Raw genomic sequence first — 19,079 nt, 5'->3', positions numbered from 1 at the left:
GCGCGATCCGGTGCAGCGAGCCGCGCGGATAGAAGGGCGGGCGGACGACCTCGGCCGCGATCGCCTTCCCCCGGATCATGATTTCAACCGCGTCGCCGAACCCGGCGGCCACCGGCAGGTAAGCGGTCGCGATCCCGTGCCCCATGGAAGGACTCACGGTGCCGCTGCGGACGACGGCGACGGCCTCCCCCTCGAACCGGACGTCGTAGCCCGGCCGCGGGAAGCCCCGCTCAAGCAATCTCAGGAAGCGCAGCTTGCGGGTGAGGCCGGCGGCACGCTGCGCGGCGAGGGCCTCCGCGCCCACGAAGTCGCCCTTGCCGTGCTTCACGAGCCATCCGAGCCCGGCCTCGAGCGCGGTCGTCTCGTCGTCCACGTCGTTGCCGTAGAGCGCGTAGCCCATCTCGAGCCGCAGCGAGTCGCGAGCTCCCAGGCCCGTGGGGACGGCGCCGGCCTGGACGAGCGCCCGCCACGTCGGCACCGCGCACGCATTCGGCATGTAGAGTTCGAAACCGATCTCCCCCGTGTATCCGGTCCGGCTGATGACGCACGGCGCACCCGCAACGTCCCCGTGCACGAAGCGGTAGTACCCGATCTCCGCCAGCGGCTGGTCGGTCAGCGGCGCCAGGGTCACTTCCGCCAACGGACCCTGGAGGGCGAGGAGGGCGATCTCGTCGCTCTCGTCCGTCATCTCCACGTCGAAGTCCTGCGCGAGCCCGCTCAGGTGGGCCCAGTCCTTGGCCATGTTGGCCGCGTTCACGACGAGCCGGTAATCCGCCTCGCCCATGCAGTAGACGATGAGGTCGTCGATGACGCCGCCGGTCTCGTGGCACATCGCGCTGTACTGGGCGTCTCCCGGCTCCAGGCGCGAGGGGTCGTTCGTGGTCGCGTAGGCCACGAACGCCTGCGCGTCTCCTCCGCGGACGCGGAACTCTCCCATGTGGGAGACGTCGAACAGGCCCGCCTTCTCGCGCACGGCATGGTGTTCGGCCCTGATGCCGGTCGGATATTGGACGGGCATCGCGTAGCCGGCGAAGGGGACGATCTTCCCGCCCAGCCGGACGTGTTCTTCGAACAGCGGAGTTTCTTTCAGGTCCTTCACGAGGCCGCTCCCATGAGCATGGTGAGGATCGCCTTCTGCGAGTGGAGCCGGTTCTCCGCCTCGTCCCACACGCGCGACGCGGGCCCGTCGATGACTTCGGCGGCAACTTCCTCGCCGCGGTGCGCCGGCAGGCAGTGGAGGAAGATCGCATCGGCGGCGGCGCGGGCCATGATCTCCGCGCCGACATGGTATCCCTCGAAGGCGCGCGCGCGTTCCGCGGCCTCCTCCTCCTGTCCCATCGAGGCCCACACGTCCGTCGTCACGACGTGCGCCCCTTCGGCAGCCTCCGCGGGCGCCCGGAAGAGATCCACCCGTGTCGCGCGACCCGCGGCGGCGAGGATTGCGGGGTCCGGATCGTAGCCCTCCGGGCAAGCGAGACGAAGCCGGAAGCCGAGCTTCGCGGCCGCGTTCAACCACGAGTTCGCGACGTTGTTGCCATCGCCGATCCAGGCGACGGTCCGTCCCGACAGGTCGGGCCCGAACTCGGCGCGCGCGGTCTGCAGGTCCGCCATGATCTGGCAGGGGTGCAGCAGGTCCGTGAGCCCGTTGATGACGGGAATCGAACCGTGCTCGGCCAGCGCCTCGACGTCGGCCTGCGCGAACGTCCGGATCATGATCCCGTGCACGTAGCGCGACAGGACCCGGGCCGTATCGGCGAGCGGTTCCCCGCGCCCGATCTGGATGTCGCGCGCGGAGAGGAAGAGCGCCTGCCCGCCCAGTTGGTGCGTCCCCACCTGGAAGGACACGCGGGTGCGGGTCGAACTCTTGGTGAAGATCATGGCGAGCGTCTTCCCGGCGAGGGGACGGCCCGCCGCGTCGGGGTCGGCCTTGAGGCGATCCGCGAGATCGAGCGCCTCGCGCAGCCGCTCGGGCGACCAGTCGGCGATCGAGAGAAAGTGTCGGGTCCGGTCCATGGCTTCGTGAGTCCTCGGGTCTCCGCTTACAGGATATACCGTCGCAGGTCTTCGTCGTCCGCGATGCGCGACAGGCGATCCCGCACGAAGTCCGCGTCGACGGTGATCGTCTCGTTCGCCCGCGCCTCCGGCAGATCGAAGAGGATCTTCTCCAGGAGCGTGCTGAGCACCGTGTGGAGGCGCCGGGCGCCGATGTTCTCCGTCCTTTCGTTCACGTGGCTCGCGATGCGGGCGATTTCGCGGACCGCGCCTTCCTCGAATTCGAGCCGGACGGACTCGGTCTCCACGAGTGCCTGGTACTGCGCGAGGAGGGCGTAGCGAGGCTCCTGGAGGATGCGCGTGAACGCCTCCGCGTCCAGGCTCTCGAGTTCCACGCGGATCGGGAACCGGCCCTGGAGTTCGGGGATCAGGTCCGAGGGCTTCGCGATGTGGAAGGCCCCGGCGGCGATGAACAGGATGTGGTCGGTGCGGACCATCCCGTGCCGCGTCTGGACGGTGGACCCCTCGACGATGGGCAGGAGGTCGCGCTGCACACCCTCGCGCGACACGTCGGGGCCGGCGCCTCCGTGCTTTCCGGCGACCTTGTCGATCTCGTCGAGGAAGACGATCCCCATGCTCTCGGTCCGGCGGAGCGCCTGTTCCGTGACCTCCTCCATGTCGACCAGGTTCGCGAGTTCCTCGGAGCGCAGGATCCGGCGCGCGTCCGCTACCGAGACCCGGCGGCGGCGCGTTTTCTTCGGCAGAACCCCCTTGAGGACCTCCCCGACGTTGAAATCCAGGCTCTCCATGCCGCCCCCCACATCCAGCATCGGGACCGCGCTCTCGCTGACCTCGACTTCGACCTCCCGCTCGTCGAGCATGCCGTCGCGCAGGAGTCCGCGGAGCTTCTCCCGCGTGCGCTGCTTGCGCTGCTCGGAGGGCTCGTCGGAGCGGGTTTCGGATGCCTGTCCCGCGAGCGACACGACGAACTGCCGCTGTTCGCCCCGACCGGAACCGGCTGCGGGCTCGCCCTCCGCTACGGGAGGAAGAAGAAGATCCAGGAGGCGCTCCTCGACTCGTCGGTCGGCGATCTCTCCGTGACGGGCCTCCTGCTCCTCGCGAACGAGCTTGATCGCAATCTCGAGGAGATCCCGGATCATCGATTCCACATCGCGGCCGACGTAGCCCACTTCGGTGAACTTCGAGGCTTCGACCTTGATGAACGGAGCCCCGGCGAGCCGCGAGAGGCGGCGGGCGATCTCGGTCTTCCCCACGCCGGTCGGGCCGATGAGGATGATGTTGTTGGGGAGGATCTCCTCGCGCATGCCCTCGTCGACGTTCTGCCGGCGCCAGCGGTTGCGGAGCGCGATCGCGACGGCCTTCTTCGCCTCGTCCTGTCCGATGATGTACTGGTCGAGTTCCTCGACGATCTGTCGCGGGGTGAGCGCCGCCGCGATGCCGGCGTCGCCGGGATCCGGGGCGGGACTGATATCGGTCTTCATGGCTCGTTTCCGTTGCCGTCGGCGTCCGCGAGTTCGAGCACCGTGATCTCGCGGTTCGTGTACACGCAGATCTCCGCCGCGATCTCGAGCGCCTGCCGGGCCACCTCGGCGGCGGTCAGATCCGTCCGGCGGGCGAGGGCCCGCGCGGCGGCGAGCGCGTGCGGCCCCCCGGAACCGAGCGCGAGAATGCCGTCATCCGGTTCGATGACCTCTCCCGTGCCCGCGATGAGCAGGCTCGTCTCCCGGTCGGCGACGGCGAGCAGCGCCTCCAGCCGCCGAAGATAGCGGTCGCTCCGCCACTCCTTCGCGAGTTCCACCGCCGCGCGTGTGAGGTGGCGGGGGTAGCGTTCGAGTTGCGCCTCGAACTTCTCGAACAGGGTGAGCGCATCGGCGACGCCGCCGGCGAAGCCCGCCAGGATCCGGCCGTCGCGCATGGTGCGGAGCTTGCTCGCCTTCGCCTTGACGACGGTCTCCCCCATGGTCACCTGGCCGTCACCCGCCATCGCGACCTCCCCTCCGACCCGAACGCAGAGGATCGTCGTGGCTCGTATCATGCTCTTCACTCTCCTCTCACTCTCCACCGCGCGGGTGGGCCCGGGAGTGTACGCGCTTGAGGCGGTCCACGGATGTGTGCGTGTAGATCCGGGTCGTGCTCAGACTCGCGTGTCCCAGCATCTCCTTCACCGAAACGAGGTCCGCGCCGCGATCGAGAAGGTGGGTCGCGAAGGAGTGGCGCAGCGAATGCGTGGTCAGCCGGTCGCCCTCCGCGACCCGCGCGAGCTGGGCCGTCACGTCGCGCTGGATCTGCCGCCGCGAGAGGCGGGTGCCGCGAACGGAGAGGAACGCGGCGCGGGAGGCGCTTTCCCCCCGTTTCCCGAAATAGGCGCCGAGCGCTTCCGAGGCGCGGCGGCCGAGAGGGACCACCCGCTCCTTCCCGCCCTTGCCGAGCGCTCGAACCTGCCCGGTGCGGCGGTCCACGGCGGTTACGTCGAGACCCTGCACCTCCGCCAGCCGCAGTCCGCACGAGTACAGCAACTCGAGGAGGGCCCAGCGACGGAGCGCCACCGCGGACCCGTCCCGTCGCGCCGCCTCGCCCGCGGAGTCGAGCAGCTCACGGGCGTCCTCTTCGCTCAGGAAGGAGGGCAGCGTCCGGTCGCGGCGGGGGGTACGGACGAGCCGGGCCGGGCTGGCTTCCACCCGGTCCGTGCGCCGGAGGAAGGCGAAGAAGGCGCGCACGGCGGCGAGCTTGCGGGCGATCGAGGAACGCTTCAGCCCGCGCGACTCCAGGTGTCCCATGAAGGAACGGATGGACAGGCGATGCACGTCCGCCCAGCCCCAGTCGTGCGTCCCCTCGTACGCGCTCACGAAGGCCTCGAACTGGCCGAGGTCGCGGCGGTATGCGGACACGGTGTTGGGGGACAGCCGGCGCTCGGAGCGGGCGTAGCGAAGGAAGTCGTCGACCCATGCGCGTCGAGCTCGCGCCCCCGCATCGGCGGGCGCGGACGTCCGGGTCATTTTCTCGACGACTTCTTGCGGGAGCCGCCGCGCCGCCCCCCCGCCTTTCGGGTCGCGTCGCGCTCCCTCCGCTTCTTCAGCAGGTCCAGCGCCACGTCCAGCGTGACCTCGTCGGGCTCCATCCCCCTGGGCAGCGACGCGTTCGTCTTGCCGTGTTTCACGTAGGGCCCGTAGCGACCTTTGAAGATCGCGATCGGCTCGCCGTCATCCGGGTGCGCGCCGACTTCCCGCAGCGGCGTGGCGCTCGCCCGGCGGCCGCGCGTCTTGGGTGCGGAGAGCAGCTCCATGGCGCGCTCGAAGGTGATCTCGAGCGGATCGTCGCTCTCCGTGAGCGAACGGTAGTCCGACTGGTGGACGACGTACGGGCCGTAGCGCCCGATGCCCACCTTCACCGGGTCGCCGCTCTCCGGGTGGGCGCCGAGCGGGGCGGGCATGGCGAGCAGTTTGAGCGCCGTCGCCAGCGACACATCCTCCGGCCGCATGTTCTTCGGGAGGGAGGCGCGTTTCGGCTTCTGCCCGTCCGCCCGCTCGCCCCGCTGTACGTAGGGACCGAAGCGCCCCTCCATGAGGTAGATGGCCTCGCCGGAATCGGGGTCCTCCCCGAGACGGTCCGGACCTTCCGCCCGCTTCCGCAGGAGGTCGATCGCCTGCTCCTCGCTGAGGTCGGCCGGGGCGACGTCGTCGGGGAGGGACGCGGTGAGCCGGTCGCCGTTCTTCTCGAGTTCGAGGAAGGGCCCGTAGCGGCCGATCCGCACGCGGGGAGTGAGGTCCTGGAGCCGCACGGTCGAGGCTTCGCGCGGGTCGATGGCCGCTTCGCGCTCGACGAGTCGCGCTTCGAGACCGTCTCCGCCGCTGTAGAAATCCCCGAGGTAGGCGCGCCAGTCCACATTGCCGCGAGCGATCTCGTCCAGCGCATCCTCCATCTCGGAGGTGAACCCGGTGTCGACGAGGTTCGGGAAGTGATCCTCGAGGAGGCCGGTCACCGCGAAGGCGATGAAGGTGGGGACGAGTTGCTTGTTCTGCCGTACGGCGTACCCTCGATCGACGACGGTCGAGATAATGGCGGCGTACGTGGAGGGACGCCCGATCCCGTCCGCCTCCAGTTCCTTCACGAGCGCCGCGTCCGTGAAGCGGGGGGGCGGCTTCGTCTCGTGCTTCCGGGTCTCCAGCTTGCGCTTCTCGAGCGTCTGACCCTCGCGCATGTCCGGGAGGACCGTCTCCTGGTTCTCCAGCGCCGCGTCCGGGTCGTCGGAGCCTTCGACGTAGGCGCGGAAGAAGCCGGGGAACTCGATGACCTTCCCCGCGGCCCGGAAGCGCGCCTCCTCCGCATCCACCTGCACGGTCAGGTGCCGCAGCCGGGCATCGGCCATCTGCGTCGCGACCGCGCGTCTCCAGATCAGCTCGTAGAGCGCCTTCTGCCGGCCGGTGAGTCCGAGTTCATCCGCCGTCCGCATGTCGGTGCCGGCCGGGCGAATCGCCTCGTGGGCCTCCTGCGCCGAGCGGGACTTCGTCTTGTAGCGCCGTGGGGCCGGGCTCAGGTACTCCTTCCCGTACCGGGCCGCCACGCGGCTTCGGATCGCCGTGATCGCAGCCTCGGAGAGTGTGACGGAATCGGTCCTCATGTAAGTGATGCGGCCGGCCTCGTAGAGCGCCTGGGCGGTCCGCATCGTCTCCCGGGCCCCGAGGTTCAGCTTGCGGTTGGCCTCCTGCTGGAGGGTCGCCGTCGTGAACGGAGGATACGGGCTCCGCTTCGACCGCTTCTCCCGCAGGCTGACGACCGTGAAGGTGGCGTCGGCCAACCGCGCGCGGAGCGCCTCGGCGCGTTCCCGGTCCAGCAGGACCACCTTGCGGCCGGGCTTGAGGGCGCCGGTGCGCTCATCGAAATCCCGGCCCCGGGCGATCGCCACCCCGTCGAGGGCGGCGAGGTCGGCCGTGAAGGCGCCCCCGTCCGCGGCGAGGTGCGCGCGCAGGCGCCACCAGGCGCCGCTCCGGAAGGCGCGCCGTTCCCGCTCGCGCTCCACGAGCAGGCGGACGGCGACCGACTGCACGCGGCCGGCCGAGAGACCCGGCTTGATCTTCTTCCACAGGAGCGGGGAGACCCTGTACCCGACGAGACGATCCAGAATCCTGCGCGCCTGCTGGGCCTCGATGCGGGGGAGGTCGATCTCGCCCGGCTCCTTGAGCGCCTCGAGCACGGCGCTCTTCGTGATCTCGTTGAACGTGATGCGGTGGAACCGCTCCCGGAGCGACCGCTTCCGCTGGGTCAGGGCCTCGACGATGTGATAGGCGATCGCCTCGCCCTCCCGGTCGGGGTCCGTGGCGAGGAGGATGGAATCCGCCTTCGCCGCCGCCGCGCGCAGCTTGCGGAGGACGGGTTCCTTCCCCTCGATGGTGACGTACTCCGGCTCGAACCCCTTATCGACGTCGACGCCGAGGCCGCTTCTGGGGAGGTCCCGGACGTGTCCGACGGATGCCTGCACGCTGAATCCGGCCCCGAGATACGACTCCAGGGTGCGGGCCTTCGCCGGCGACTCCACGATGACGAGATTCACGGGCTGTCTCTCAACTCTCCTGTTGTCCTTCCGTTGGTACTTCCGTCGGTCCTTCCCTGCCTCCCTGCCGGCCGGCGGCGAAATGCCGCAGACTCCTCAGCGCTACCTCCACGACATCTTCCGGTTCCCGGCCATCCGTCTCCAGCACCACTTCGGCCTCCGCGTAGGCGGCCTCCCGCGCCGCGAGCTGCGTGGCGAGCGCGGCCGCGGGGTCGGGTCCGGCCAGCAGAGGCCGGGACTCGGCGCCCTCGCGGGAGAGGCGATGGATCGCGGTCTCGGGGCGCACGCGCAACCAGACGCGTACCCGGCCGCCCGACGTGCGGTCGATGTCCCGGCGCGCCATCCACCCGCCCCCGGTCGCGACAACGACGTTTTTCTTTCGGGCCGCGCGGGCGGCGGCGGCGGCCTCGAGCCGCCGGAACTCGCCTTCCCCGCGGCGACGGAACATGCGGGAGATCGACTCGCCGGCGCGCGCTTCGATCTCGCGGTCCAGGTCGACGAACCGGTAGCCCAAATGTCGCGCGAGGATCGGGCCTATGGTGCTCTTCCCCGATCCGGAGAGACCGACGAGCCAGATCTTTCCGGGTACACTCGCCACGTCACTCCGCGTCCCCGATTCGGGCGAGGTAGCTCTCCACGTTGGACCGCATCTCGGCGAGGCTGTCGCCGCCGAACTTCTCGATCCACGCGTCCGCCAGCACCAGCGCCATCATCGCCTCCCCGACGATCCCGGCGGCCGGCACCGCGCACACGTCGCTGCGCTCGAGGACCGCCTTGGCGGGTTCTCCGGTCCGGGTGTCCACGCTGTCCAGGGGGCGGCGCAGCGAACTGAGCGGCTTCATCGCCACGCGGGCGACGATGTCGCCTCCCGTCGTCATTCCGCCTTCCAGGCCTCCCGCGTTGTTCCGCCGCCGCCGGTAGCCTCCGCTCCCGCGCCGCGCCGGATCCCGCTCGATCTCGTCGTGGACATCGGAACCCCGGTGACGCGCGGCTTCGAATCCCATCCCGATCTCGACACCCTTCATCGCGTGAATCGACATCATCGCGCCGCCGATGCGGCCGCCGAGGCGGGTCTCCCAGGTGACGTAGCTCCCGAGGCCCACGGGAACGCCGCGCGCGACGACCTCGAAAACGCCTCCCAGCGAGTCGCCGGCGCGACGGGCCGCATCGATCGCGTCGACCATCGCGGCGGTCGCATCGGGGTCGATGCAGCGTACGACCGACGCGTCGGCCACGGCGAGCAGGTCCTCCGGCAGCGGCAAGCCGGACGGCGCCTCCACCGGACCGATCGACACCACGTGACTCTCGACGCGCACGCCGAACTCGCCCAGCAGCCGCTTGGCGACGGCCCCGGCGGCGACCCGCGCGGCGGTCTCCCGCGCGCTTGCCCGCTCGAGGATGTCGCGCGCGTCCGTCCGCCCGTACTTCAGCATCCCCGCGAGGTCGGCGTGTCCCGGGCGCGGCAGGTACACCCGGCGCAGGAGTTCGTCGTCGTCCACCTCCGGCGCCTCGACCGCCATCGCCGCGCCCCAGTTCCTGAAGTCGCGGTTGGGGATCCGGACCGCGACCGGAGCCCCCAGCGTCTCCCCGAGGCGCACCCCGCCGAAGATCTCGCCCACATCCTTCTCGATCTTCATGCGGCCCCCGCGGCCGTGCCCGCCCTGCCGGCGCGCCAGCTCCCCCGCGATATCCTCGGGCGCGAGCGGCAATCCGGCGGGGATCCCTTCCAGCACGGCGACCACGGCCGGACCGTGCGTTTCGCCCGCCGTGGTCAACCTCAGACACCTCAGCATTTCGTCCTCATCGCGTGAACATCGCGTGGATCGCTCCTCATCGAACGGCCGTTCCAACGGCGGGAAAAGGATTCGCCGAGGGCGGGAGCCGCAACCTGCCGTCCCCTTATCGGCCCTCGGCCCGGCGACGGACGATGTGGGGCGTGACGAGGATGATGAGGTCCTGCTTCACTTCGTTCTCCTTGGTGCTCCGGAACAGATTTCCGATCAGCGGAAGGTTCATCAACCCGGGAATCCCGCTGTGGCTCCGGCTCACCTCGCTCAGCGTGAGTCCGCCGATCACAGCCGTCTCGCCGTCATCGAGCAACAGCGTCGTCTCACCGATCTGTTTCTCGAACACGAAGCCCACATCCGAGAGTCCGAGCTTCAGGCCGGAGCGTTCGGCCATCAGTTCCAGCCGGATCTGGTTGTTGTTCGTCACGTGCGGAACGACATCCAGAATGATCCCCGTGTCCTCGAAGTCGACGTTGACCCGCGCGGACTCGGTCTGGGCTCCCGGCTCCAGGACCCGGATCGGGGTGCGTTCGCCCACCTGGATCCTTGCGTGCGCGTGGTCCACGACCTGGATCGACGGCGCAGCCTGCACGTCCGACAACTGGTGGGACTCGAGCGCTTCGAGGAACGAAAAGAGGGAGAACTCGCCGAACGCCACGGCCGTCAGAATCTGGAGGGCGGGCCCGATCGGACGATCGTTCGCGTTCGCCAACGCCGCGACCGCCGAACCTCCCAGGCTCACGAGCGTTTCGTTCGTCCGCCGGACGAACCCCTGATCGACGGTCCCATCGCCGTCCACATCGACGAGTTGCGGCGGCGCATTGGGGTCGGGCACCGCGATGAGGTCATTGAGACCCTGCTCCACGACGCCGCCGTTCCGCTCCTTGAGGTCGTACACGATCCCCAGTTGCTGTACGTCCGTCCGATCGACGAAGACGATCTTCGCCTCGATCGCGACCTGCGGTAGCCGTCGGTCCAGCGCCGCGATGATCGTATCCATCCGCGCGACGACGGACGGTGCGTCGGTCACAATGACGGTGTTGCTGCCCGAGAACGAAACGACCTGGCCGCGGTTGGGCGTGGCCAGGTGTCGGAGCGTCTCGGCCACCGAATCCGCCCGTGCGTAGTTGACCCGGATCACGCGCGTTTCGCTGAGCAGTTGATCCCGCGCCTGGAGGTTCTCCAGCCAGTCCACGACGATGATCCCGCTCTCGGTCCGGTGCCAGCCGAGGTTCTGGGCCGACAGGATCGCGTTGAGCGCCACGTCCCAGGGCTGGTCGCGGATATCGATGCCTCGAACGACGACGGAGGCGACGTCCCCGTTAGGGACGACGGAGATGTCGGCAAACTCGGAGAACCCGGCCAGGACGTCGAGCATGGAGGCGCTGTCGTACACCACCGACATGCGCGGCTCGGTCGTCGGCACGACGGACGGCGGCCCGGCAGCTCCCCGGACATCCGTCTCGGAAGGCTGCCGAACATCCGTTGTGGACCAGGCAGCAAAAGGCGGCCCGGGGTTCCGGAATGTCACGCGAATCGCTCCGGAGTCCGCGGTGACGTCGTAGACGACTTCCCGATCGAGGTCGAATACGAGTCGCACCGTCTCCGGCCGGAACTGGGTTGAGCGCATGCCGAGAACTCCGCCGCGGTCGATCCGGTCGTAGCGGCGGTGCGCCAGTCCCAGGTTCGCTCCCCTTATGTCCAGGAGCAGCCGCGGAGGATTGGTGAGCATCATGTGGCGGTGTGTGGCCGGTCCGCCGACGACCACCGTGATCTCGGTGTCCGTCCCCGCTGACGCGATCCTCACTTCCCGCATTTCGGCCGCGGGCCCCGCGGCGACCGCCATGGCGAAGGGAAGAATGATCCGCGAGATCATGTTCCCATCCCCCGTTCGCGCCGTACGCGCAACGTCTCGCGACGGCTGACCCCGAAGCTCGTGATCACGAAATCCACCTCCTCCGTACGGATTTGTACGACGCGGGCCGCGCCGATGTTGTCGCGTTCGCGGGCGCGGTATCGCCGGCCGGTCGTTCGATCGGTCAGAATCGCCACGCTGCCGAGCTGGGGGGTATAAAGCACGCCGACCAGTGCCAGGTCGCCGAAACGGGGCCCCGCCCGGGTGTCGAGGTGAAGCGGCTGGAACGGGTCGCGTCGGTCGAAGGCGGGGTAGGTGAAGACCTCGCGCTCGTAGATCGGCGGCCGGATCTGTGCCGCGACCTCCCATGACCCGGTCCCGCACGTCGCGGCGAGCACCACAACTGGAATCAGGCGATTCATCTTGCCTCCGGGGAAGCGCTGTCCTCGGGCGGAAGCACGAAGGTCTCAAGGCCGAAGCGGGCGTGAACGAGTTGCCGCCCCGAGTCGGCGATCCGGGAGGGTACGATTTCGTGGACCTCGGGCCGTACGAGGCGGGCGAAGCCGGCGATTCGCGTCAGCAGCGTGCCGACATCGTGGTAGGCCCCCTCGACCTGAAGCGTCCACCGTTGCCGCACGAAGTACCCGGTGGAGTCGGCCATGGGATCGGCGGGCAGGGCGTGGACGAGTTCGAGACCGAGCGACTGTGTCTCGGCCGCGATGGCCTCATAGATGGCCGCGACTTCACCCTCTCTCGGAACAAGCCGTTGCAGTTCTGCGAGTTGCCTTTCACCGAGCAGGAGCTCCTGGCGGATCGCATCCAGGTTGCCGTCACCCGGCCCGGCGAGGGCGTTGGCCCGCTCTGCCCGTTCGACCCGTTCCGCCAACGCGGCCAGTTCTGCCTTGCGCGGGTTCCAGAAGCGCAGCTGGAAGGCCGCCGCGCAGCCCAGCAGGAGCACGAGCCCGAGCACCCGGTACTGCGCGCGGGGATCCCTGGGAAGCACGGTCAGGTGGGCTCGACCCGCCACACGGCGGGGGCATGGTCAAACCGAAGAACGAGGGTGAAGGCCTGCCGAGCGCCCTGATCGGGATCGGACCCCTGCAACTGGCTTCCGATGATCTTCACATCGGCGATGTAGTCCGACATCCCCAGGCCACGGACGAACTCCGTGATCGCGAGCGGACTGCCCGCAACCCCCTGGAGTTCGACGGCAAGGTCGGGCGGCGCCGACAGTTGACGCAGAGAAGTCAGCCAGGCCGGGGGCGGGAGCGCGCGGCTGATTTCGTCCATCAGGTGCGGCCACGCGAAACGGTCGCGGTCCAGCTGTTCGACCAGCGCGACGCGCTCGCGGATCTCGCGAGACCTTTCGGTCAGACTGTCGCTTGCGGCCCGGAGTTCGGCGAGCCGCGCCGAGTCCGCCACGACCGCTTCAAGACGCGCCCCGAGCTCGACGGCTTCGGTCCGTTGCAACCACCACAGCGCGGCCGCGCCCGGCGGGATCGTCAACGCCGAAATCAGCAGCGCGACACCCCAAACGTCGATGCGGAGACCGCCCGCGGCGCTCCCGTCGGTCGGAAGCCCTTGCCGCGCGCGCTGAGATTCGGGCAGAAGGTTGATCTCGATCACGACGGTACCCGCGCTTCCACGCTCAGCCACCCCGGACCGGGGGCCGCAGAGCCAGCCCGACTGAGAGCATGAGCAGCGGCGCCACCGAGTCCAGATCGGTCCGGTCCGCGACGTCCGGCGCGACCTCGATGCGTTCGAATGCACTCGCGAGGCGCGTTTCGACGCCGGTTGTCTCTGCGAGGATCTCGACCAGTCCGGACGCCGTGGCCCCTCCCCCGCACAGGTACGCGCGCGCGATCCCCGGTCCCGTCTCTACGAACGCCCCCGCCCGGTCGATGCCGCGCGCGATCCGGAGGGCGCACTCGTCCAGTTCGTCGGCGGCCGGGGTGCCGATCGCCAGTTCCCGGGTCAGCAGGGGGAGTCCGTTTCGGAGCAGGTGTATGGCGGTGGAATGATCCCCGATGTCGACCAACACGGTCACATCCTTCATGGCGCCCGGATAGTTCGCCTCGAACGCGTTGCGAAGGGCCAGGGCTTCCACGTCGACGGCCGTGGGGTTGAGGTCCGCTCGCCGCAGGAGTGCGACCCGCGCCTCGACGACGTCGCGCTTCGCCGCCGCCAGCAGCACGGTCATCGTCGAGCCATCGCCGTGCGGATCGATGATCGCGAAGTCCAGTTCCACGTTCTTCATGTCGAAGGGGACGTGCTGCTCCGCTTCCCACGGCATCACGGCGCGGGCCTCCGCTTCATCCATCCGGTCGATCTCGATCACCTTGCTGAGGACATCGCGCCCGCCGATGCCGATGACGACATCGCGCGGCTTGATTCGCGCCCGCCTGAACATCGAGGAGAGCGTGTCGGCCACACGTTCCGGCTCCCGGATCGTCCCGCCGCGAACGGCGGCCGGCTCGTTCGGAGCGGTCGCGAGCGCGGTCAGGCGCGGCCTGTGCTCGCGATGCTCGATCACCGCGGCCTTATTGAAGCCGCTGCCGATATCGACTCCGACGGTCGCTTTCCGGCGCCGCAATCCGAATCCCTTCATGTCTAGTTGCGGAGCGACATCGCGTAGACGACTCGCCGACCCGCCGCACGCCCGTTTCGGCCGGTGGCCTTACCGGCCAGCCGGACTTCGCGCACGCGGGAGAGATCCCCGGTCGCTACGCGGGCCTGCGTCACGCCACTCGACAACCGGTACTCGAACGCCGCGCCGGGCTCGAGCGGGGACACGAACTCCTGGCCGTTGCGCCGGATGGACACGGTTCCCGATCCGGAATCGGGTCGGTGGATGGCGTAGGTGAGCCGCCCGTAGACGCGAGCGAGCGAGCCGGGCACGGGCATTGGGGCGGGGCCTCCGCTCCATCCGGTGGCGCGGCGGAACCACCGGGTCGACATCCGATTCGCACCATCCGCTCCGGCTGCCCGGCAAGCGGTCTCCGCCGCCGCCGAGACGCCGAAGACGGGCGTGAATCCGTCCGCGTAGCTCCAGGTCGCCGCGTACGGTCCGGAAGTCGCCGTGCCGCGCCACCCGGACTGAGGGTTCGGGGCGATGGAATCGTACACGAAGAGGTCGATCGAACCGTTCCCCGTGCCGCAAACGATCGCCCTCAACACGTCGACCCGGATGGACACCGTGTCGGGCGTCGCGAGGAGCAGATCGCCCGGCCCGGCGGCGCGGATCTCCGCTCCCAGCCCGTCGGACAGAGCGCGCGTGATCTGCGAGGCCTGGATCGCGTCCTCATTACGCAGATGGAAGGCGCTCTGACTCCCCAACAGGCCGATGAGCAAGCCGATGAGCAGGCCGGCGCCTGTCAGCGCCACGAGCATCTCGGCGAGTGTGAACCCTCCCTGACTGCGCGGCGGCACGGGGCGGCGCGGAGCGCTCATGGCGCAGCGGGCAGCGGGCGGAGCCGCGCGAGAACGACCTCGAATTCGGCCATCGGGGCCGGCGGCAGGGACACGGTCACGCGGGCGTGCTTGAGCCGCGGCGAGGGGTGGGTCACGTCGTGCGAGACGTCGAAGCGACGTCCACCGACATCGACGGTACTCGCGTGGGAGGTCGCCGCGGCGTGTCCGGCCCGGACGAGCGACTCCACGGCGTTTCGACCCGCGAGCGTGTGCTCCGTCGCCCACCCCGCCCGGAGCGCCTGCGAACCGATCCCGAGCACTACGGCCGCCGCTCCAAGGATCCCGACGGACGTCACGACGATGGCCAGCAGGACCTCGATCAGACTGAAGCCCGTGGTCTTCAATGTTGAAGAGGTTCCGCGCGAACCCGGCCTACGAAGTTCGAGACAAGCCGAATGCCGCGCTCGCCGCGATACAGGTAGACGTTACCGGGGGATCCGTGACCCCGGGCGTTGAATCGGAGAGTGGAGGGCCGCAGGCGGACCGAATCGATCCGGCCGAGGGCGCGGCCCCCGAGGTCGACGCGAGACAGCAACGACCCTCCACTCACCGATACTTCGAGCCGGGTCCCCGTGAGCGTCACCGTAGTCGGCGCATGAGTCGCCACGGCGTGGAGGCGGGCCAGCGTGAGCTGCGACTCCGCGACCCGGGCGGCTCGCGTCAGGCTGAAGCGATCGAGGGGCTGGCGGGAGACGATGAAGGTCGCGGCCAATCCGGCGATCGCCAGCGCGACCGCGACCTCCACCAGACTGAACCCGCTCCGCCCTGTTCCGCCATGCTGCACGGGGTGCTCCCTTCCTCGAATGAGTTTCCGATTCTCTCCGTAAGCATCGTCCCCCGCGTCAACGGCGCATCAACGGCCGGCGTCCGGGCTAGCAATCCGTGCCCTCGACGATCTGTCCGACGGCTTCATCGGCGTTCCCGGAGGACGAATTGACGCACCAGGTGTTCGGCGAGGACGCGTGTTTCGCCGTGATCTTGTAGCCGTCCGTATAGGCCGTCACCGTCAGCGCGATGTTCGTGCTGGCCTGGAAATCGCGAGTCCCATCGCCATCCAGGTCCGCCCCTCCGCCGGCGGCCACGCTGACCGCGGCATACGCCTGGCTGGTGAAGAAGTGCGCCTCCTCGGCCGTCATCATGTTGCGAATGTCGCTCTGCGCGGCGGCATCGAACGCCTTTTCCTTCGTACTCGTGAACTGCGGAATCGCGATCGCCGCGAGAATGCCGATGATCACGACCACGATCAGCAGTTCGATCAGCGTGAACCCCTCTGCGCCACTCCTCGTCGTTCTTCTCATCCCTCTCCTCACTTCCGCCCGGGTTGGATCTTCGGCAGCACCTCCGGTGGGGCTGCGCGGGCCGCGGTTCCGGCGGAGCGCCGGCGACCGCGGACGGTTACCCCAAGTTTAGGGACCGTCCAGCAACGGGGTCTCAACGCCCCAGTCCGGCGGTTCATCGAAGCCGGTGGCGGCATGGATTCGGCCACGCCGGACCGACAGGGTCAGCGAATGCACCCGTCCGGCACCGTCACGCAACGGTCGACGGATATCGTCCGTTCCGACCGATGGCTCGGGACGCGGCAACCCGAGCGCGCGCAACGCCTCCGGCACGGTATCGAACCCCTCCGCGAAGGCGGCCGTCCACGACCGGACGAGTGCCGGACCACCGACCCGGTCCGGCCTGATCCGCAGACGCAACGTCCAGTTCGGAGCCTCGAAGCGCAGCCACCGGTCGCCACCGGACCGCCGATCCGCCACCGCGCGTCCGTACCGCTCAAAGGCGGCATCGACCGACTGGCCCAGGAGGTCCCGCACGCAGGGAGCTCTCCCGCGGCGGATCGCGTCTTCGTCGTTTGTATTCGGGGACATGCGGCAAGAAGAGGAACGAGCGGGAACCCCGCAAGCCGCGAGCAGCCGCCGCCCGCGAGATCGCCGGCCGCGTCACTGGATCGCGTTGATGAGTTCGAAGATGGGGAGGTACATGGCGATGATCATCCCGCCGACGAGACCCCCGAGGATCACGATCAGAACGGGCTCCAGTATCCTCAGCAGACTCTCGGCGCCGGCATCGACTTCGTCATCGTAGAAGTCGGCGATCCGGGACAGCATCCCGTCGAGATCTCCGGTTTCTTCTCCGACGTGGATCATTCGGGCCACCATGGGCGGGAAGGCCCGGGTTTCGCGCAGGGGCCGCGCGATGGAGTCACCCCGCCGGATCGCGACGCGACTCGCCTGTATCGCATCCTCGATCACGCGGTTCCCCGCGGTCCGCGCCGTGATCTCGAGCCCCTCGAGAATCGGAACGCCCGACGAGAGCAGCGTTCCCAGGGTCCGCGTGACGCGGGACACCGCGGCCTTCCGAATCAGCGGGCCGAGAACCGGCAGTTGCAGCAGCATACGGTCGACATGCAGCCGGCCCGCGTCCGTGGCGACCCAGCGGCGCAGGATCAATGCCGCGCCGCCCGCCGCGGCGAGCAGCGCCCACCACCAGCTCTGGACGATCCCGGAAAGGCCGATGACCACGCGTGTCGGGAGAGGGAGCGTCGCATTGAAGCTCGCGAAGACCGTCTCGAAGGTCGGGATCACGAAGAGAAGGAGCGTCGCAACGACCGCGATGGCCACCGCGAGAACGACGGCCGGATAGAGCATGGCGCCCCTCACTTTTCGACGGATCTGTTCACTCTTTTCCAGGAAGGTGGCGAGGCGCTCGAGAATCCCGTCCAGCCTGCTCCCGGATTCGCCCGCATGGACCATGTTCACGTAGAGCTGGGCGAAAATGCGGGGGTGCCTGCCGAGCGCGCCGGCGAGGGTGTTTCCAGCCTCCACATCGCGAAGCGTGTCGCGGGCCACCTGCCGAAGCGCGGAGTTCTCCGCCTGGAGCGCGAGGGTCTCCAGTGTCCGGGTGAGCGGCAACCCGGCGCTGATCATCACGGAGAATTGCCGCGTGAAGAGTACGAGATCACGCGTTTTCACCCGTGCCGCCGGTGCGACGATTCGGCGCCTCGCGCGCCGGACCAGGTTCGCCGCGGCGGACCTCACGGGCTCCCGGCCGGGAGAGAGGTGGACCGACCGCCAGCCCCCACATCATCCACCCCGCGCCATCGCCGGCGGCCGGTCGCTACCGCTCTCCTCACGTACGTCGCGTCAACGCCGTTCACCGCGCGGATCCATCGGGCGCGGACGTCCTCGCCATGCGACGGAACTCGGCGGGATCGGAGGTGATCCGAAGACATTCCTCGAAGTCCACCTGCCGCCGGACATAGAGCCGGTGGAGCGCATCGTTGAGCGTCCGCATGCCGAACCTGCGCGCGGCCTGCATCGCGGAGTGGATCTGATGGACCTTCGCCTCGCGGATCAAAGCGCGGACGGCAGGCGTCGCGACCAGGATCTCGCAGGCGACGACACGTCCGCCGCCCTGGGCGCGGCGAAGGAGCGTCTGCGTGATGACGCCCTCGAATACGTGGGCAAACTGTGCGCGCACCTGCTCCTGCCGGTGGGAGGGGAAGGCATCGATGATCCGGTGGATGGATTCCGCCGCGGAACGCGTATGCAGCGTCCCGAGCGCCAGGTGCCCCGTCTCCGCGACCGTGAGCGCGGCTTGAATCGTCTCGGGATCCCGCAACTCTCCAATGAGAATCACGTCCGGGTCCTGGCGCAGGGCGTAGCGCAGCGCGCTGGCGAAGTCGGGCGTGTCCTGCCCGATCTCGCGCTGGTTCACGATGCAGCGCTTGTGCGAATGTACGAATTCGATCGGATCCTCGATCGTCACGATGTGGCCCGCGCGAGCCGCGTTGATGCGGTCCACCATCGCCGCCAGCGTCGTCGATTTGCCCGAGCCGGTGGGCCCCGTCACCAGCACGAGCCCGCGCGGCTTGTCCGCCAGCCGACCGATGATCGACGGTACGCCGAGTTGGCGCAGGCTCGGGATCTCGACCGGCACGCGGCGGATGGCGCACGCCACGCTCCCTCGCTGCCGGAACAGGTTCGCGCGAAAGCGGGAGAGGCCGGGGATCGCGAAACCGAAATCGAAGTCCGACTCGCCCGCGAAGCGCTCGCGTTGTTCCTCCGAGAGCATCGAACGGCCCAGAGCCTCGGTATCCTCCGGATCCAGCGCGCCCTCCGCGCGACTGTTCGTGAGGTTGCCGTCGATCCGCAGCTTCGGGCGTTCACCCGCCGTAAGGTGCAGGTCGGACGCTCCCCGTTCGACCATCTCGCTCAGCAGTTCAACCAGACGTGCGTCCATCCGGCCCGGCCTACGCCGGCGTCTCCCTGAGCACGTCTTCGAGCGTCGCGATCCCCCTTTTCGCCTTGGCGAACCCGTCCTGCCGCAGGGTGATCATCCCCTCCCTGACGGCGCAGCGCTCGATCTCCTCAGAGGAGGCGCCCGCCAGGACGAGCCGGCGGAT

The 19,079-nt window shown here is 69.1% G+C and carries 19 protein-coding genes and 1 pseudogene; all 20 read right to left on the bottom strand.

What is annotated here, in order from left to right; translation table 11 throughout:
• Positions 1-22: 22 nt before the first annotated feature.
• The 20 genes and pseudogenes from gcvT to OXN85_00450 all read right to left on the bottom strand — a co-directional run bounded on the left by gcvT (position 23) and on the right by OXN85_00450 (position 18,916).
• Positions 23-1,099, bottom strand: a pseudogene (gene gcvT, locus OXN85_00545) (glycine cleavage system aminomethyltransferase GcvT).
• Positions 1,096-2,013: an ornithine carbamoyltransferase gene (gene argF, locus OXN85_00540; GenBank protein MCY3598448.1), complete on the bottom strand. Its 918-nt coding sequence runs from the start codon at positions 2,011-2,013 to the stop codon at positions 1,096-1,098. The pseudogene gcvT and the gene argF overlap by 4 nt, the downstream one beginning before the upstream one ends.
• A gap of 26 nt (positions 2,014-2,039) precedes the next feature.
• Positions 2,040-3,494 carry an ATP-dependent protease ATPase subunit HslU gene (gene hslU, locus OXN85_00535; protein MCY3598447.1) on the bottom strand — a complete coding sequence of 485 codons (1,455 nt, stop codon included), beginning with the start codon at positions 3,492-3,494 and terminating at the stop codon, positions 2,040-2,042.
• A complete protein-coding gene (gene hslV / locus OXN85_00530; GenBank protein MCY3598446.1) occupies positions 3,491-4,048 on the bottom strand; it encodes an ATP-dependent protease subunit HslV in 558 nt (185 codons plus the stop codon). The genes hslU and hslV overlap by 4 nt, the downstream gene beginning before the upstream one ends.
• 16 nt (positions 4,049-4,064) lie before the next feature.
• A complete protein-coding gene (locus OXN85_00525; protein ID MCY3598445.1) occupies positions 4,065-5,009 on the bottom strand; it encodes a tyrosine recombinase XerC in 945 nt (314 codons plus the stop codon).
• On the bottom strand, positions 5,006-7,561 hold the full coding sequence (gene topA / locus OXN85_00520) for a type I DNA topoisomerase (protein MCY3598444.1): 2,556 nt from the start codon (positions 7,559-7,561) through the stop codon (positions 5,006-5,008). The genes OXN85_00525 and topA overlap by 4 nt, the downstream gene beginning before the upstream one ends.
• Positions 7,562-7,571: 10 nt before the next feature.
• Complete coding sequence (locus OXN85_00515) at positions 7,572-8,159, bottom strand: AAA family ATPase (protein ID MCY3598443.1); 588 nt, start codon at positions 8,157-8,159, stop codon at positions 7,572-7,574.
• Position 8,160: 1 nt separating this feature from the next.
• Positions 8,161-9,342: a chorismate synthase gene (gene aroC, locus OXN85_00510; GenBank protein MCY3598442.1), complete on the bottom strand. Its 1,182-nt coding sequence runs from the start codon at positions 9,340-9,342 to the stop codon at positions 8,161-8,163.
• A gap of 118 nt (positions 9,343-9,460) precedes the next feature.
• On the bottom strand, positions 9,461-11,224 hold the full coding sequence (locus OXN85_00505) for an AMIN domain-containing protein (protein MCY3598441.1): 1,764 nt from the start codon (positions 11,222-11,224) through the stop codon (positions 9,461-9,463).
• On the bottom strand, positions 11,221-11,625 hold the full coding sequence (locus OXN85_00500; protein MCY3598440.1) for a hypothetical protein: 405 nt from the start codon (positions 11,623-11,625) through the stop codon (positions 11,221-11,223). Before OXN85_00500 ends, OXN85_00505 begins: the two co-directional genes overlap by 4 nt.
• Positions 11,622-12,206: a type 4a pilus biogenesis protein PilO gene (gene pilO, locus OXN85_00495; protein ID MCY3598439.1), complete on the bottom strand. Its 585-nt coding sequence runs from the start codon at positions 12,204-12,206 to the stop codon at positions 11,622-11,624. Before pilO ends, OXN85_00500 begins: the two co-directional genes overlap by 4 nt.
• A 2-nt stretch (positions 12,207-12,208) precedes the next feature.
• On the bottom strand, positions 12,209-12,829 hold the full coding sequence (locus tag OXN85_00490) for a PilN domain-containing protein (GenBank protein MCY3598438.1): 621 nt from the start codon (positions 12,827-12,829) through the stop codon (positions 12,209-12,211).
• 22 nt (positions 12,830-12,851) lie between these two features.
• Entirely contained in the window at positions 12,852-13,811 is a 960-nt protein-coding gene (gene pilM / locus OXN85_00485) for a type IV pilus assembly protein PilM (protein ID MCY3598437.1), read from the bottom strand.
• A 2-nt stretch (positions 13,812-13,813) separates the two neighbouring features.
• Positions 13,814-14,653, bottom strand: a complete 840-nt coding sequence (locus OXN85_00480; GenBank protein MCY3598436.1) for a hypothetical protein — start codon at positions 14,651-14,653, stop codon at positions 13,814-13,816.
• The gene (locus OXN85_00475; protein ID MCY3598435.1) at positions 14,650-15,018 is read right to left on the bottom strand and encodes a prepilin-type N-terminal cleavage/methylation domain-containing protein; all 369 of its coding nucleotides are present in this window, start codon (positions 15,016-15,018) and stop codon (positions 14,650-14,652) included. Before OXN85_00475 ends, OXN85_00480 begins: the two co-directional genes overlap by 4 nt.
• Positions 15,015-15,458 (bottom strand): prepilin-type N-terminal cleavage/methylation domain-containing protein, encoded by a 444-nt coding sequence (locus OXN85_00470; protein MCY3598434.1) that lies wholly within the window; start codon positions 15,456-15,458, stop codon positions 15,015-15,017. The genes OXN85_00475 and OXN85_00470 overlap by 4 nt, the downstream gene beginning before the upstream one ends.
• Before the next feature lie 88 nt (positions 15,459-15,546).
• A complete protein-coding gene (locus OXN85_00465) occupies positions 15,547-15,972 on the bottom strand; it encodes a prepilin-type N-terminal cleavage/methylation domain-containing protein (GenBank protein ID MCY3598433.1) in 426 nt (141 codons plus the stop codon).
• Between the two features lie 108 nt (positions 15,973-16,080).
• Positions 16,081-16,488: a hypothetical protein gene (locus OXN85_00460; protein ID MCY3598432.1), complete on the bottom strand. Its 408-nt coding sequence runs from the start codon at positions 16,486-16,488 to the stop codon at positions 16,081-16,083.
• A gap of 126 nt (positions 16,489-16,614) precedes the next feature.
• Positions 16,615-17,646, bottom strand: a complete 1,032-nt coding sequence (locus tag OXN85_00455) for a type II secretion system F family protein (GenBank protein MCY3598431.1) — start codon at positions 17,644-17,646, stop codon at positions 16,615-16,617.
• 181 nt (positions 17,647-17,827) lie between these two features.
• Positions 17,828-18,916, bottom strand: a complete 1,089-nt coding sequence (locus tag OXN85_00450; GenBank protein MCY3598430.1) for a type IV pilus twitching motility protein PilT — start codon at positions 18,914-18,916, stop codon at positions 17,828-17,830.
• Between the last annotated feature and the right edge of the window lie 163 nt (positions 18,917-19,079).

The sequence above is a fragment of the Candidatus Palauibacter australiensis genome (assembly GCA_026705295.1).
Classification (GTDB): domain Bacteria; phylum Gemmatimonadota; class Gemmatimonadetes; order Palauibacterales; family Palauibacteraceae; genus Palauibacter; species Palauibacter australiensis.
This window is presented reverse-complemented; position numbering and strand designations above follow the sequence as displayed.

Excerpts from the sequence above, each read along its gene's own strand:
- OXN85_00500 (MCY3598440.1), bottom strand. The coding sequence starts at position 11,625 with ATGAATCGCCTGATTCCAGTTGTGGTGCTCGCCGCGACGTGCGGGACC.
- argF (MCY3598448.1), bottom strand. The coding sequence starts at position 2,013 with ATGGACCGGACCCGACACTTTCTCTCGATCGCCGACTGGTCGCCCGAG.
- pilM (MCY3598437.1), bottom strand. The coding sequence starts at position 13,811 with ATGAAGGGATTCGGATTGCGGCGCCGGAAAGCGACCGTCGGAGTCGAT.
- OXN85_00465 (MCY3598433.1), bottom strand. The coding sequence starts at position 15,972 with ATGAGAAGAACGACGAGGAGTGGCGCAGAGGGGTTCACGCTGATCGAA.
- OXN85_00450 (MCY3598430.1), bottom strand. The coding sequence starts at position 18,916 with ATGGACGCACGTCTGGTTGAACTGCTGAGCGAGATGGTCGAACGGGGA.
- hslV (MCY3598446.1), bottom strand. The coding sequence starts at position 4,048 with ATGATACGAGCCACGACGATCCTCTGCGTTCGGGTCGGAGGGGAGGTC.
- OXN85_00505 (MCY3598441.1), bottom strand. The coding sequence starts at position 11,224 with ATGATCTCGCGGATCATTCTTCCCTTCGCCATGGCGGTCGCCGCGGGG.
- hslU (MCY3598447.1), bottom strand. The coding sequence starts at position 3,494 with ATGAAGACCGATATCAGTCCCGCCCCGGATCCCGGCGACGCCGGCATC.
- OXN85_00480 (MCY3598436.1), bottom strand. The coding sequence starts at position 14,653 with ATGAGCGCTCCGCGCCGCCCCGTGCCGCCGCGCAGTCAGGGAGGGTTC.
- OXN85_00525 (MCY3598445.1), bottom strand. The coding sequence starts at position 5,009 with ATGACCCGGACGTCCGCGCCCGCCGATGCGGGGGCGCGAGCTCGACGC.